Below are 12,791 nucleotides of genomic sequence, written 5' to 3'. Positions count from 1 at the left end.
AAAATTACTTGTAAAGACTTGGTAAGCTTATTTTAAATTTAACAGCTATAATCCTAACTAAAATAACGACTAAACCTGCTATTATAAATATAAGATTGTTTTCCAAAGGCAGTAATTTTAATAAAAAATAAGAAATTCCACCAAGTATACAGGCTGTTGCATAAACCTCTTTTCTGAAAATTACAGGAATTTCATTGCATAAAATATCCCTAATAACACCACCAAAACAAGCACTAATTGTACCTAAGGCTACGCATATTATAGGATGTAAGCCTACGCTTATCCCTTTTTCTACTCCAACAATTGTATATAAACCAATTCCAATAGTATCAAATAAAAACAATGATGTTCTTAAATAATCTATTTTAGATTTAAATAAAATAGTTAGAAAAGTAGATGCTAGAATAACATAACCATAAGTCATATCTTGCATCCAATTTACTGGTGTTTCTCCAATTAAAACATCTCTTAAAGTTCCGCCACCAATAGCTGTTACAAATGCAATAATTAAAACACCAAAAACATCCATTCGTTTATTCATTGCTATTAAAACACCAGAAATAGCAAAAGAAACAGTTCCTAAAACATCTAATATATAGAACATTACATATTTTGTGTATAATAGTTATAATCTTTTAAAATGACTGAAATGAACTCTACATCGTTAGATTGTATTTGTTCTTTAACTTCAACCACTTCTACAATTTTTTGTCTTAATTTAATTAAGGTTGCATAATCTTTAGAATCTCTTGCTCTAATAAATGTATCCTTAATAATTCGCGCATCGTTATCGGATAGTTTAATCACATTTGGATATGTTGGTAGATATGCTTCTTCTAAATTCTCTAAAATAGTATGAGAAATATTCACTTTATTTTTAATAGAAATCACACTAGTTCCTGCTGCAATATCTCCTAATCTCTGACTTTTTTTAGTAGAAACAATACATATAATTCCAATAACACCACTAAACGTATAAAAATCTAAAATAAAGAAAAACCAACGTGTTATAAAATCTGGTAAAGAGGCTTGGTATCCATCAATTTTAACCACTTGGGTTTTCATTATACGTTTACCAATGGTTTGTCCGTTTAAAAGACTTTCTAAGGTTACTGTATAGAAGATTGCTGGAGATAAAATGATTGCAATTATAGAAAATGTTGACCAATAATCCCAATCACGTATAGTATCATCAAATTCAAAGACATTAAATAATAATAGTAAAATCGCAACTGAATAAGCAATCTTAATTATAAAATCTATTAAATAGCCCAAAATTCGCTCACCAACAGAAGCTGCTTCAAAATTAATATTTACATTTTGTGTGGTATTTATGGCTATTTGCGTCATTTAAAAAATCGAAATAAATTCTATTCAAATATATTTAAAAAAGTTAAAAAAATGCTTAGTTTTGAAACTATATGAGAGAAGTTGCTTTTATTAAACAAAACAAAGATAAATGGTTAGACTTTGAGAAATCTATCTTTGGAAAAGAACTTAAAAACCCAGACGAATTAGCATCTCTTTACACGCATTTGGTTAACGATTTGTCTTACGCGCAAACCTACTACCCAAAAAGTAAAACCATTTTATATTTAAATAATTTAGCCGCAAAAGCGTTTCAAAAAATTTATAAAACAAAAAGGCAAGATAAAAATAGGTTTATCTATTTCTTTAAAACAGAAATTCCACAAATAATGTTTGAGTATAGACGCTATGTTTTGTATGCGTTTTTAATTTTTGGTGTATTTGTTGGAATTGGTGCCTTATCTTCTGCTTACGATGATTCTTATGTAAGATTAGTTCTTGGAGACAATTATGTAAACACAACTTTAGAAAACATAAAAGACGGAGATCCGGTAGCTATTTACAAATCTGGAAGTAATTGGGGAAGTTTTATAGGTATAACATTAAAAAACTTAAGAGTTTGTGTCGCCAATGTTGTAACTGGTGTATTTGCTGGATTTGGAACCGGTTATATTATGATGGAAAATGGACTTATGGTTGGTTCATTTCAATATATGTTTCAAAAAGAAGATGTTTTATGGGAAAGTGTTCGTGGCATTTGGATACATGGCGCAATGGAAATTTTTGCTATTGTTATTAGTGGTTCTGCGGGTTTTATAATTGGCGCAAGTATTTTATTTCCAAAAACTTATTCTAGGATTACATCTTTTAAAACCGGTTTAAAAACAGGTGTGAAAATTTTAATGAGTTTATTTCCTTTTTTTATCTGTGCAGGTTTTTTAGAAGGTTATATTACACGTTATTCCAACACAATGCCTAATTGGCTATCTGTTGGAATTATTCTTATTACCTTAAGTATTATTAGTTACTATTATATTATTTATCCACATATTGTAAATAACAAACAACAAAACAACCAACTTAATGCAGTTATATAAATCTAGAGATTTCTCAGCCTTTTTTGCAGACACATTTACCTTTATAAAAGAAAATGGTAAGCACTTTTTTAAACATTACCTTATAATTAATGGTGTTTTTTTAATTGTTTTGGCTGCAATAGCTTATGTATTTAGTGCTTATTTTTTACAAGACGTATTTAATTCTGCGTATGGTTTTGAAACAACTAATCAGTTTGAAAGTATAATTAACGAAAACCCAATTTTATTTGCGCTACTAATTTTAGTATTTATACTAATAAGTTTTCTATTTGCTGCAATTTCTTATGCTTATGTACCTATTTACTTTAAGTTATATGAAAAAACAAATAGTACTAACTTTGAAACAGCAGATATTATAAATAGTTATAAAACTAATTTTGGTAAAATATTAGTTTTTGTTTTTCTAGGCTTTTTATTGGCTATTCCTTTAGGAATAGCATTTGGTATAGCTGGAGTAATTCTTATGGTAACCATAATTGGCATTCTATTAATACCTTTATTAATTGGCTTATTTTCTGGTTTATATAATGCTACTTTATTAGAATATCTAGATAACAAACGTGGCTTCTTAGATAGTTTTGGTTATGCTTGGACAATTATTACTTCAAAATTTTGGCATAGCGTTGGTTGTATGGGGATTTTCTATTTTATGGCATACATTATTCAAGGATCGTTAAGTGTATTGCAATCTATTTTTAATTTAGGAGCAACACTAACTGCTCCAACTATAAATAATTTAGACGAAGGAGATACAGAGTCCAGCATTAGTGTACTAATAGTAACTATTGTATTTTTTATTGTTTATTTTATGGTAAGTTTTATTATAAATGCCATTTTACAAATTAACCAAAGTATAGTTTATTATGGTGTTAAAGAAGATAATGACAATCTAAATCTTAAAAACGATATTGATTTAATTGGTACTAGTGAAGCGTAATTTACTCTACATAATCTCTATTTTTTTTATTAGTTTTTTTGCTAATGAAGTTGTCGCATCTCAAAATCAAAACCCATTTAAAAACGTAGATTCTTTAGTCACCGATTATTCTGATGTTAATCCTCGTAAATTTGAAGATTTAAATAAAAAATATAGCGGTGATGAATTTATTTACGAACGTACTAAAGCAGACTTAAGTTGGTGGACTCGTTTTAAAATGTGGCTTTCGGAACTGTTTAAAGATTTGTTTGATATAAAATCCGATGGTCAAGCATCCAAGGTAACAGACTATATGATAAATATTGCTGGTATTATAATAACATTACTAGTCATTTATTTTATTTTCAAAGCTATTATTAACAAAGAAGGCAGATGGGTTTTTGGAAAATCTTCAGACAAGAGCCTTATTCCAAATGTTTCTATAGAACAAAACATTCACGAAACTGATTTTGAAGCATTAATTTCTTCATCTGAAAAGGATAATAATTATAGATTAGTAATTCGTTATTACTACCTATGGTTATTAAAAGAATTAGCGCAAAAAGAATTAATAGATTACGATGTAGAAAAAACAAATAGCGATTACCAATACGAGATTAAAGACGAAACCGTTTCTAAAAAATTTGCATACACATCTTACCTTTATAATTACATATGGTATGGTGAGTTTAATATAGATGAAACTGAATTTTCTAAATCCAAGATAGCTTTTACTAACTTTTTAAATGACTTAAAATGAGTAAAAGTTTAAAATTCTATATAGGTCTTTTAGTGTTATTGATTGGTTTTATCTTTTTAATAGAAACAACAACAGAGAAACCAATTAATTGGAATAAAACCTATAACGAAAAACATAAATCGCCTTATGGTACTTTTGTTATTCATAATGAATTAGAGTCTTTATTTCCAGATTCAGAAATTGAGACATTCAATAATACTATATATGAATTTTTAGATGGAAATTATAATTTTGATGAAGATGAATATAAGATTGACGGAACTGTAGTTCAAATTGAAGAATACGCTACAATAGATGGTACTTCTGCAGACGAACTGCTATACTATGTTTCTGTTGGAAATACGGCTTTTTTAGCTTCTAATACAATTCCAGAGATTATTAAAGATTCTTTAAAATTAGACACAAAAACAAGTTTTAGTTTTAAAGGCGAAGCAACTTTTAAATTATCTAATCCTAAATTTAAGCACGATTCAATTCATCTAAAAAAAGGGACAAACAATGTTTATTTTAACAAATTAGATCCGTACACAACTACTATTTTAGGAACACAAACTTTTAATGATTCTACCTATGTAAATTTTGCTAAAGTAAATTATGGTTCTGGTAGTTTTATCTTTCATTTACAACCAGTTACATTTACTAATTACAACATTTTAAAAGAGGAAAATCAATCTTATATAGAAACTGTTCTAGGTTATGTTCCAGAAAAAAACATATACTACAAATCCAAAAACAGGGTTGGTAAAAACTTAGGGAACTCAAAACTTCGTTTTATTCTAAGTAAAAAAGCATTAAAATACGCTTGGTATTTAGGATTAATAAGCCTATTTCTTTTTATTATTTTTAATGCTAAAAGAAAACAACGTATTGTTAAAGTAATTACACCACACAAAAACACCACAGTTGCCTTTATAAAAACCATAGGTAATTTATATTACGAAACTAAAGACCATAATAATTTAATTATTAAAAAAGTAACTTACTTGCTAGAATACATAAGACGCATCTATTTTATAGACACTCAAATTTTAGATGATAAGTTTGTAAAAAACTTAGCCTTAAAAACAAGTAAAAAACCCGAAGACATAAAAATACTAGTTAATAAAATTGCTTACTTACGAGCTAAAACAAACTGTACAGAGCAAGATTTATTAGACCTAAACTCATTAATAGAAGACTTTTACAATTCATAATTATGGAAGATAACACAACAGACAGTCAAGCTTTTGAAAACACTTTAAATCCTGAAAGCACATCTGGAAATTTAAGTTTTACAAATCGTATAGATTTATCAGAATTACAAGCTGGAATTTCTCAAATTAGAACAGAAATCAGCAAAGTAATTGTTGGGCAAAAAGGAATGATAGATATGCTGATTGCATCTATTTTAGCCAACGGACATTCTTTAATTGAAGGTGTTCCTGGTGTTGCAAAAACAGTTTCTGCTAAACTATTAGCAAAATCTTTAGATGTAGATTTTAGCAGAATACAATTTACACCAGATTTAATGCCTAGTGATATTTTAGGAACTTCAATTTTTGATATAAAAACATCGGAATTTGAGTTTAAAAAAGGACCTATTTTCTCTAATATGATTTTAATTGATGAGATTAATAGAGCTCCAGCAAAAACACAAGCTGCTTTGTTTGAGGTTATGGAAGAACGCCAAATTACTATAGATGGAAACAAGTATACAATGGATTTACCCTTTATAGTTTTAGCAACACAAAACCCCATAGAACAAGAAGGAACTTACAGATTGCCAGAAGCACAATTAGATCGTTTTCTTTTTAAAATTGATGTAGATTATCCTAACACAGAAGAAGAAGTTGAAATTTTAATGCGAGAACAAACACTTCAAGACTCTAAAAAAACAGATAAAATTACAGCTACATTAAGCAAAACACAAGTAGAGAGTTTTCAGAAGTTAGTAACTCAAATAATTATTGAGCCAAACCTTATAAAATACATTGCAGATATTATTATAAATACTAGAAGTAACCCGTTTTTATATTTAGGCGCTTCTCCAAGAGCAAGTATTGCAATACTAAAAGCAAGTAAAGCATTTGCTGCAATGAATGGTAGAGATTTTGTAACACCAGAAGATATTAAACAAGCTGCAACTCCTGTATTACAACATAGAGTTATTGTAACTCCAGAACGTGAAATGGAAGGCGTAACAACAAAACAGATTATAAAACAGATTATAGAAACGGTAGAGATTCCTAGATAGAATTATATTTTTAAATACTACTCATAGTTTTTGCATCGTAGCGCAGAATGACAAAAAAAGAGAGAAGAATTATTATAATAACTCAAATGAATAAACTAAAATCATTTTACATACAAAATCGTTTTTTCTATGCCTGTTTAGGCATAGTTATACTGTATGTTTTTAGTTTTTTGTTTCCTGTATTTCTTAACATTACTTCTATCCTACTTTTAATTTGTGTAGCGCTTTTAGTCTTAGATACTTTAGTGTTGTTTTTTACAAAAAAAGGCCTTGAGGCTACTAGAATTATACCAGAAAAATTTTCTAATGGCGATTTAAATGATGTTAATCTTTCTATTCAGAATTACTATACATTACCAATTTACACTACAATTATAGACGAAATACCAGAGCTATTCCAAGTCAGAAATTTTGAAATTAACAAAAAAATAGAAGCGTCTAAAAGTTTAGATTTAAAATACGAGTTAAGACCAACAGAACGTGGCGAATATACTTTTGGAAAACTTAATATTTATGCTAAAACCGTTTTTGGATTGGTAGCAAGACGATATATTTTTTCGGACGAAGCTATGATTCCAACTTATCCAAGTTTTATACAATTGCGTAAATACGATTTGTTAGCCATTAGTAATAACTTACATCAATATGGCGTAAAAAAGGTTAGAAAACTTGGTCACACTATGGAGTTTGAGCAAATTAAAGATTACGTTTTAGGAGACGATTTAAGAACTATAAACTGGAAAGCTACAGCTAAAAGAAATCAGTTAATGGTAAATCAGTTTCAAGACGAAAAATCGCAACCTGTATATTCTATTATAGATAAAGGCCGTACCATGAAAATGCCTTTTAACGGATTAACATTAGTCGATTATGCAATAAATGCTGCTTTAGTTATTAGTAATGTGGCTTTAAAAAAGCAAGATAAAGCTGGGATTTTTACCTTTTCTAAAAAAGTAGAGAATCGTGTGGTTGCAGAACGCAGGACCTCACAAATGAACTTAATTCTGGAAGGTTTATACAATGTAGAAACCAATTTTAAAGAAAGTGATTTTGGTCGTTTATATGCCGATGTAAAAAGAAATATAACACATAGAAGTTTACTACTACTCTACACCAATTTTGAGACTTTAGATAGTTTACATAGGCAATTACCGTATTTAAAAGGTTTATCTAAGAGTCATTTATTAGTAGTTATATTCTTTAAAAACACAGAGCTTAAAGACATCATAGACAATAAAGCAGAAACTATACAAGAGGCTTACGATAAAGTAATTGCCGAGAAGTTTGCATTCGAAAAACGTCTTATTGTAAACGAATTAAAAAAATACGGTATTTACAGTATTCTTACTACACCAGAAAACTTAACTATTGATACTATAAACAAGTATTTAGAAATTAAAGCTAGAGGTTTGTTATAGAGTTATCTTATCCCAACCAAGCATTCATCATCCAAACGGTTTTTTCTTGTTCAGCAATAAAATCGCTCATCATTGAGTTTGTTCCTTCATCGTTAGCATCGCCAGCTTCAGCTAAAATAGTACGTTCTAATTTTAATAATTCACTTAAAGAGGTTACAATTAATTTTACAGCATCAACATCGTTACTTACATTTTTTCCAACTGGAACTTTAGAATGAGAGATGTAATCTTGAAACGTATGTAAAGGCGTATTAGAAAGTGTTAAAATACGCTCAGCAATTAAATCAACTTTCATATTTGCATCTGTATATAACTCTTCAAACTTAACATGTAAGTCAAAAAAATTATTTCCTTTTATATTCCAATGAATACCTCTTAGATTTTGATAATAAATCTGAAAATTAGATAATAATTCGTTTAACTGATTAGAAATATCTTTTGCTTTTTCTGGGTTTAATCCTATTTTATTTAATTGCATATCTATTTATTTAAAAGTTATTCAAATTTACTTTAAAATAAAATCAATTTAATATAAGTTTTATTGATAGTTTTTATATTTTTATAGTCTAAAACTATTATTATGACGATTACACAGCTCGAATACGTATTAGCTGTTGCAGAACATCAAAACTTCACAAAAGCAGCAGAACATAGGTTTGTTACTCAACCTACATTAAGTATGCAAATTCAAAAATTAGAAGATCAATTAGATATTTTAATTTTTGACAGAAGTAAAAAGCCTATAGAATTAACTGAAGTTGGTAAGCGTATAGTAGCACAAGCTAGAAACATTGTAAATGAATCTTATAGAATTCAAGATATTGTAGATCAGCAAAAAGGATTTATAGGTGGCGAATTTAAATTAGGGATTATCCCAACGGTTATGCCTACTTTATTACCAATGTTTCTAAAAAACTTTATTAAAAAATATCCAAAAGTTAAACTTAAAATTGAAGAATTAACCACAGAGGAAATTATTTCGCGTTTAAACGATGGACATTTAGATGCTGCCATAGCAGCTACGCCTTTAGAATGCGACACTTTAAAAGAACGACCTTTATATTACGAACCATTTGTTGGTTATATTCCTGAAAATCATAGATTAAAAAGCAAAACCAAATTAGATGTTTCTGATTTGGATCTTGAAGATATGCTTCTATTAGAAGATGGACATTGTTTTAGAGATGGTGTAATTAACTTATGCAAAGTCTTTAAAAATAAAAAAGACGAAACATTTCAGTTAGAAAGTGGAAGTATAGAAACTCTAATTAAGTTATCTAATGAAGGTCTAGGAATGACGCTTTTACCATACTTACATACATTAGAATTAAACGAAGTTCAAAAAGCAAAATTACATTATTTCAACGATCCGTCTCCAGCAAGAGAAGTCAGTGTTATTTATCATAAATCCGAGCTTAAAATGCAAATTATTGAAGCTTTAAGAGACACTATATCTGGTGTAGTAAGAGGTGCAATTGCGTTTCAAAATGTTCAAATAATTAGTCCTTTAGCAAAAAAATAATCAACTTTAGCTTTATTATATCTCTTTAGTAAAAGATGTAAAAAAAAGACAACCTAATTAGGTTGCCTTTTTTTATTTAGAACTTAACTAAGTTAAAATGCATACTGTAATCCAGCAGTAAATGTTTCTTCGGTTTTTAATTGAATTCCATTTACATTTTGAAATAAAGGTTCTGCATATTCTAAACCTAAGCGTAGGTTTTTAAATGGTCCTTTTGGCACATAAAAATTAACTCCTAAACCAGAGTTTATAAACTCTCCACCAGAATTAGACGTGTTTGCCGTAATAATCATATTTGGGTTTAAATCTGGATTAGCACTTTTAATACCTTCTACAAAAACACCTTCTAAACGTGCAGAAAAACTAATCCAATTATTAGCCTTAACAGCAAACCAATTGTTTAAACTATAACGATTACCTAATGTATAACCATTATTGTTTTCATCTACTCTAATTAAGCCTTTTAGCTGAGAACCAAAAGACCATACATCACCTTGTGTTAAATAAGTAGCACCTAAATCTAAATCTATGGTACCACTTCCAGTTTGCATTGGATAAGGTAAAATAACATTGTTTCCTCCAGATGCTGGTGTAACATCTTCATTATCTATACTACCCGTAGGTAATGACAAACCAAAATTTCCGTGAATTTTACTACGTTTCTTTTTCCAAAAATTATATAAAATACCAACCTTAGTATCTCCTAATCCAGAAGATTTTGTTGTAAAAGACATATTCATAGCTGTAATATGATCCATTTCCATAGACATATAATTGGCCATTACATATAATGTTGTATTATTACTTGGTGCATACATTGCACCAAACATATGCATCTGCATTGGCATATTTAATGGTGTTACCATATAAGCTCCTCCATTTGGCATTAATAAAGATTCTGAAGAAGCATTATTGTTTCCTACTAAAATGTCTTCCATATTCATTTGCATAAATTTATAAGACAACATAAACTCTCCTTTTCCGTGAGTATGATCTCCCATAACAGAAATCGGTGCATGTCCATCTGGTCTGCTCCCAGAATAATTTATTATTGTATCTTTTGTTGTTTCAGTTTGAGCCATAATAAGGCTTGTAGCCATAAAAAATAAGGCGTATAAGGTATGTTTCATTTTATAATGAATATTTATTGTATTGTGAATAGTTTTATTATTTTACAGACAAATAGTGCCTCTACTTGAAAAAAGCGTAATCTTTTCAAATACAAAAAGGCATTAATTTTTTGTATGTAAACTTTAGATTTAGGATTACTAAACCCTTAATTACATAATAATTATATGTTTTTAAGTTAAACTAAACTTGCGGTGGCTTTAAACTACAATTAAGAAATGAAGTGTAATTTTTTAATGAGTAATAAAAAAAAGGTTTATCACTAACAAAATACTGTTCTTTAGTCTTCTCTAAAGTAAATTCTTGAAAGTACAAAGGATAAAAAGCTTCTGAAATAGTATTTAGAACTGCTGTTTCATTTGTTGAGTTAGTAGGTGTAACTGTAAGTTGTTTTGTTAAATGACACTTTCCATTACATTTCAATTCTGGAACATCTTTATTTACACAATAAGTATCTACTATATAATCTATATTCAACTGAAAATATGCCACGTAACCAACAAAGTAAATTGGCCTAATAGCAAATGCTAAAAATAAAAGTATGACAGCTAATTTTTTCAGTGTGAAAAATTTTACACAAATATAAAACTAGAAATCAAAAACGCATAAAAAAAGCAACCAAATTAATGGTTGCGTTTTGTTTATTTTAATTGAAGTAAGCATTGACCTAATTCTGGATTTTTTATTGCTAAAGATTGAATAAATATTTTAAGTTCTTCAATCTCGTAAGGAAGTAATCTTTTTAAGGCTTTTTCTACTTCTTTACAAAATAAATTAGCATCAAAACTTACTTTATTGAGTACGGTTTTAGTGTACTCAAACATTGCTCTTGCCATAATTAATAGATTTAGTTAAAGTAGTTTTTAAACTATAAGCAATTTGTTTTATATTATTCAGATTTAAAGATAATAAAAATTATAGTCTTTTTATTGCGACTTTAATACAATATTAACAAAGTTATTAACTAAAACTTATTATCACCATCTAAAAGGTTTCCTAAACCTCCTAAAATACTACCTTCGCCTTTACTGTTTCCTCCTCTAGGTAAACTTGCTAAAACGCGTCCTGCTAATCTACTAAAAGGTAAAGATTGTATATAAACTATTCCTGGACCTTCAAGTGTTGCAAAAAATAATCCTTCGCCACCAAAAACGGTATTTTTTATTCCGCCAACAAACTCTATATCATAATTTACGGTTTGAGTAAATCCAACAATACAGCCTGTATCTACACGTAAAACTTCTCCGGACTTAAGTTCTTTTCTCGCTAAAGTTCCACCAGCATGAACAAAAGACATTCCATTGCCTTCTAATTTTTGCATTATAAATCCTTCGCCTCCAAAAAGCCCACGACCAATTTTTTTACTAAACTCTACACCAATACTAACGCCTTTTGCTGCACATAAAAAGGCATCTTTCTGACAAATAAATTTCCCATTGTATTCTGTTAAATCTATAGGTACAATTTTCCCTGGATAAGGCGATGCAAAAGATATTTTACGTTTTCCTACTATATTATTGTAAAAAGCAGTCATAAATAAACTTTCGCCAGTAAGAATTCTTTTTCCTGCACCAAGAATTTTTCCTAAAAATCCAGAGTCTTTTTGAGAACCATCGCCAAAAAGGGTTTCCATTTTAATACCATCATCCATCATCATAAAACTTCCAGATTCTGCTATAACAGCTTCTTGTGGATCTAGTTCTATTTCTACATATTGCATTTCCTCTCCAAAAATTTCGTAATCTATTTCGTGTGCGTTCATTTATAAAGTTTTTAGTTCAATTTATATGTAGTTTAAATCAGAAATTTGTTACAGTTGCTAGAATGATTTATTTTTTTTATACTACATATTAGCTCTTCTCTTTAACAGACCATTCAAAATTAAAAGTTGACACTATTACGCCAGCTTCGTTTGTTCCAACAGATTTCATCCAAAAAGTTTGTCCTTCACCTGTAGAAATTGCTTTTTCTAGAATCTCACTAGCTTTTAAACCATCATTACACGTAAACGTAATTTTTCCTGTTGCTTTTTTAGTAAATGTAGCATTATTAGAAGTCACTAACATAGATACTTTTTTACCACTTTCTTGGATTTTAGCTATCATTAATGCACCAGTAGAAAACTCTGCTGCCATACCTTGAACAGCCCAAAACATAGATTTAAAAGGATTTTGATTTATCCATCTGTGCTTTACTGTTGTAATACATTGTTTATTATTTAAAACTTTAGTACGTACGCCACATAAAAATGCCGATGGTAATTTTATTGCGGTAAAACTATTGAGTTTACTTGGTGTTAGCTTCATTTATATTTTGATTTTTAGCTAAATTAATCAAAATAAACGACTTTGTAAATGTTAACAAAATGTTAAATTTTAGTACTTTGTATTGCATAATACCTTTCAATAG

15 protein-coding genes are annotated in these 12,791 nt (G+C 28.8%); 7 read left to right on the top strand and 8 right to left on the bottom strand.

Annotated elements, in window-relative coordinates:
* Window positions 1-4: 4 nt before the first annotated feature.
* Window positions 5-604, bottom strand: a complete 600-nt coding sequence (locus tag ACFDSN_RS00705; RefSeq protein WP_375237894.1) for a trimeric intracellular cation channel family protein — start codon at window positions 602-604, stop codon at window positions 5-7.
* A complete protein-coding gene (locus ACFDSN_RS00700) occupies window positions 604-1,350 on the bottom strand; it encodes an RDD family protein (protein WP_375237893.1) in 747 nt (248 codons plus the stop codon). Before ACFDSN_RS00700 ends, ACFDSN_RS00705 begins: the two co-directional genes overlap by 1 nt.
* Window positions 1,351-1,421: 71 nt before the next feature.
* Between ACFDSN_RS00700 and ACFDSN_RS00695 the strand changes: the two genes are divergently transcribed.
* From ACFDSN_RS00695 to ACFDSN_RS00670, 6 genes are all read left to right on the top strand, one after another.
* The gene (locus tag ACFDSN_RS00695) at window positions 1,422-2,405 is read left to right on the top strand and encodes a stage II sporulation protein M (RefSeq protein ID WP_375237892.1); all 984 of its coding nucleotides are present in this window, start codon (window positions 1,422-1,424) and stop codon (window positions 2,403-2,405) included.
* Window positions 2,392-3,342 carry a hypothetical protein gene (locus ACFDSN_RS00690; RefSeq protein ID WP_375237891.1) on the top strand — a complete coding sequence of 317 codons (951 nt, stop codon included), beginning with the start codon at window positions 2,392-2,394 and terminating at the stop codon, window positions 3,340-3,342. Before ACFDSN_RS00695 ends, ACFDSN_RS00690 begins: the two co-directional genes overlap by 14 nt.
* A complete protein-coding gene (locus ACFDSN_RS00685; RefSeq protein ID WP_375237890.1) occupies window positions 3,332-4,081 on the top strand; it encodes a DUF4129 domain-containing protein in 750 nt (249 codons plus the stop codon). The genes ACFDSN_RS00690 and ACFDSN_RS00685 overlap by 11 nt, the downstream gene beginning before the upstream one ends.
* The gene (locus tag ACFDSN_RS00680) at window positions 4,078-5,274 is read left to right on the top strand and encodes a DUF4350 domain-containing protein (protein WP_375237889.1); all 1,197 of its coding nucleotides are present in this window, start codon (window positions 4,078-4,080) and stop codon (window positions 5,272-5,274) included. Before ACFDSN_RS00685 ends, ACFDSN_RS00680 begins: the two co-directional genes overlap by 4 nt.
* 2 nt (window positions 5,275-5,276) lie before the next feature.
* Entirely contained in the window at window positions 5,277-6,314 is a 1,038-nt protein-coding gene (locus ACFDSN_RS00675; protein ID WP_375237888.1) for an AAA family ATPase, read from the top strand.
* Between the two features lie 86 nt (window positions 6,315-6,400).
* A complete protein-coding gene (locus ACFDSN_RS00670; protein ID WP_375237887.1) occupies window positions 6,401-7,732 on the top strand; it encodes a DUF58 domain-containing protein in 1,332 nt (443 codons plus the stop codon).
* 7 nt (window positions 7,733-7,739) lie between these two features.
* Here the strand turns inward: ACFDSN_RS00670 and ACFDSN_RS00665 are convergent, their stop codons facing one another.
* Window positions 7,740-8,210 carry a Dps family protein gene (locus ACFDSN_RS00665; protein ID WP_375237886.1) on the bottom strand — a complete coding sequence of 157 codons (471 nt, stop codon included), beginning with the start codon at window positions 8,208-8,210 and terminating at the stop codon, window positions 7,740-7,742.
* A gap of 102 nt (window positions 8,211-8,312) precedes the next feature.
* Between ACFDSN_RS00665 and ACFDSN_RS00660 the strand changes: the two genes are divergently transcribed.
* Window positions 8,313-9,254: a LysR family transcriptional regulator gene (locus ACFDSN_RS00660; protein ID WP_375237885.1), complete on the top strand. Its 942-nt coding sequence runs from the start codon at window positions 8,313-8,315 to the stop codon at window positions 9,252-9,254.
* Window positions 9,255-9,346: 92 nt separating this feature from the next.
* On the opposite strand, the gene ACFDSN_RS00655 is transcribed toward ACFDSN_RS00660, so the two are convergent.
* The 5 genes from ACFDSN_RS00655 to ACFDSN_RS00635 all read right to left on the bottom strand — a co-directional run bounded on the left by ACFDSN_RS00655 (window position 9,347) and on the right by ACFDSN_RS00635 (window position 12,688).
* Window positions 9,347-10,384 (bottom strand): transporter, encoded by a 1,038-nt coding sequence (locus ACFDSN_RS00655; RefSeq protein ID WP_375237884.1) that lies wholly within the window; start codon window positions 10,382-10,384, stop codon window positions 9,347-9,349.
* A 181-nt stretch (window positions 10,385-10,565) separates the two neighbouring features.
* Window positions 10,566-10,874 (bottom strand): hypothetical protein, encoded by a 309-nt coding sequence (locus ACFDSN_RS00650; RefSeq protein WP_375237883.1) that lies wholly within the window; start codon window positions 10,872-10,874, stop codon window positions 10,566-10,568.
* 149 nt (window positions 10,875-11,023) lie between these two features.
* On the bottom strand, window positions 11,024-11,218 hold the full coding sequence (locus tag ACFDSN_RS00645) for a hypothetical protein (protein WP_375237882.1): 195 nt from the start codon (window positions 11,216-11,218) through the stop codon (window positions 11,024-11,026).
* A 128-nt stretch (window positions 11,219-11,346) separates the two neighbouring features.
* The gene (locus ACFDSN_RS00640; RefSeq protein ID WP_375237881.1) at window positions 11,347-12,144 is read right to left on the bottom strand and encodes a TIGR00266 family protein; all 798 of its coding nucleotides are present in this window, start codon (window positions 12,142-12,144) and stop codon (window positions 11,347-11,349) included.
* 88 nt (window positions 12,145-12,232) lie between these two features.
* Entirely contained in the window at window positions 12,233-12,688 is a 456-nt protein-coding gene (locus ACFDSN_RS00635; RefSeq protein ID WP_375237880.1) for a DUF4442 domain-containing protein, read from the bottom strand.
* Between the last annotated feature and the right edge of the window lie 103 nt (window positions 12,689-12,791).

The organism is Aurantibacter sp., from assembly GCF_042094015.1.
GTDB lineage: Bacteria > Bacteroidota > Bacteroidia > Flavobacteriales > Flavobacteriaceae > Aurantibacter.
The sequence above is the reverse complement of the archived record's forward strand: the minus strand, read 5'-3'. Positions and strand labels throughout refer to the sequence as shown.

What these genes read in the sequence shown, in the direction of transcription:
- ACFDSN_RS00655 (WP_375237884.1), bottom strand. Translation starts at nt 10,384, where the DNA reads ATGAAACATACCTTATACGCCTTATTTTTTATGGCTACAAGCCTTATT.
- ACFDSN_RS00680 (WP_375237889.1), top strand. Translation starts at nt 4,078, where the DNA reads ATGAGTAAAAGTTTAAAATTCTATATAGGTCTTTTAGTGTTATTGATT.
- ACFDSN_RS00635 (WP_375237880.1), bottom strand. Translation starts at nt 12,688, where the DNA reads ATGAAGCTAACACCAAGTAAACTCAATAGTTTTACCGCAATAAAATTA.
- ACFDSN_RS00640 (WP_375237881.1), bottom strand. Translation starts at nt 12,144, where the DNA reads ATGAACGCACACGAAATAGATTACGAAATTTTTGGAGAGGAAATGCAA.
- ACFDSN_RS00700 (WP_375237893.1), bottom strand. Translation starts at nt 1,350, where the DNA reads ATGACGCAAATAGCCATAAATACCACACAAAATGTAAATATTAATTTT.
- ACFDSN_RS00665 (WP_375237886.1), bottom strand. Translation starts at nt 8,210, where the DNA reads ATGCAATTAAATAAAATAGGATTAAACCCAGAAAAAGCAAAAGATATT.
- ACFDSN_RS00705 (WP_375237894.1), bottom strand. Translation starts at nt 604, where the DNA reads ATGTTCTATATATTAGATGTTTTAGGAACTGTTTCTTTTGCTATTTCT.
- ACFDSN_RS00690 (WP_375237891.1), top strand. Translation starts at nt 2,392, where the DNA reads ATGCAGTTATATAAATCTAGAGATTTCTCAGCCTTTTTTGCAGACACA.
- ACFDSN_RS00645 (WP_375237882.1), bottom strand. Translation starts at nt 11,218, where the DNA reads ATGGCAAGAGCAATGTTTGAGTACACTAAAACCGTACTCAATAAAGTA.
- ACFDSN_RS00675 (WP_375237888.1), top strand. Translation starts at nt 5,277, where the DNA reads ATGGAAGATAACACAACAGACAGTCAAGCTTTTGAAAACACTTTAAAT.
- ACFDSN_RS00660 (WP_375237885.1), top strand. Translation starts at nt 8,313, where the DNA reads ATGACGATTACACAGCTCGAATACGTATTAGCTGTTGCAGAACATCAA.
- ACFDSN_RS00695 (WP_375237892.1), top strand. Translation starts at nt 1,422, where the DNA reads ATGAGAGAAGTTGCTTTTATTAAACAAAACAAAGATAAATGGTTAGAC.
- ACFDSN_RS00670 (WP_375237887.1), top strand. Translation starts at nt 6,401, where the DNA reads ATGAATAAACTAAAATCATTTTACATACAAAATCGTTTTTTCTATGCC.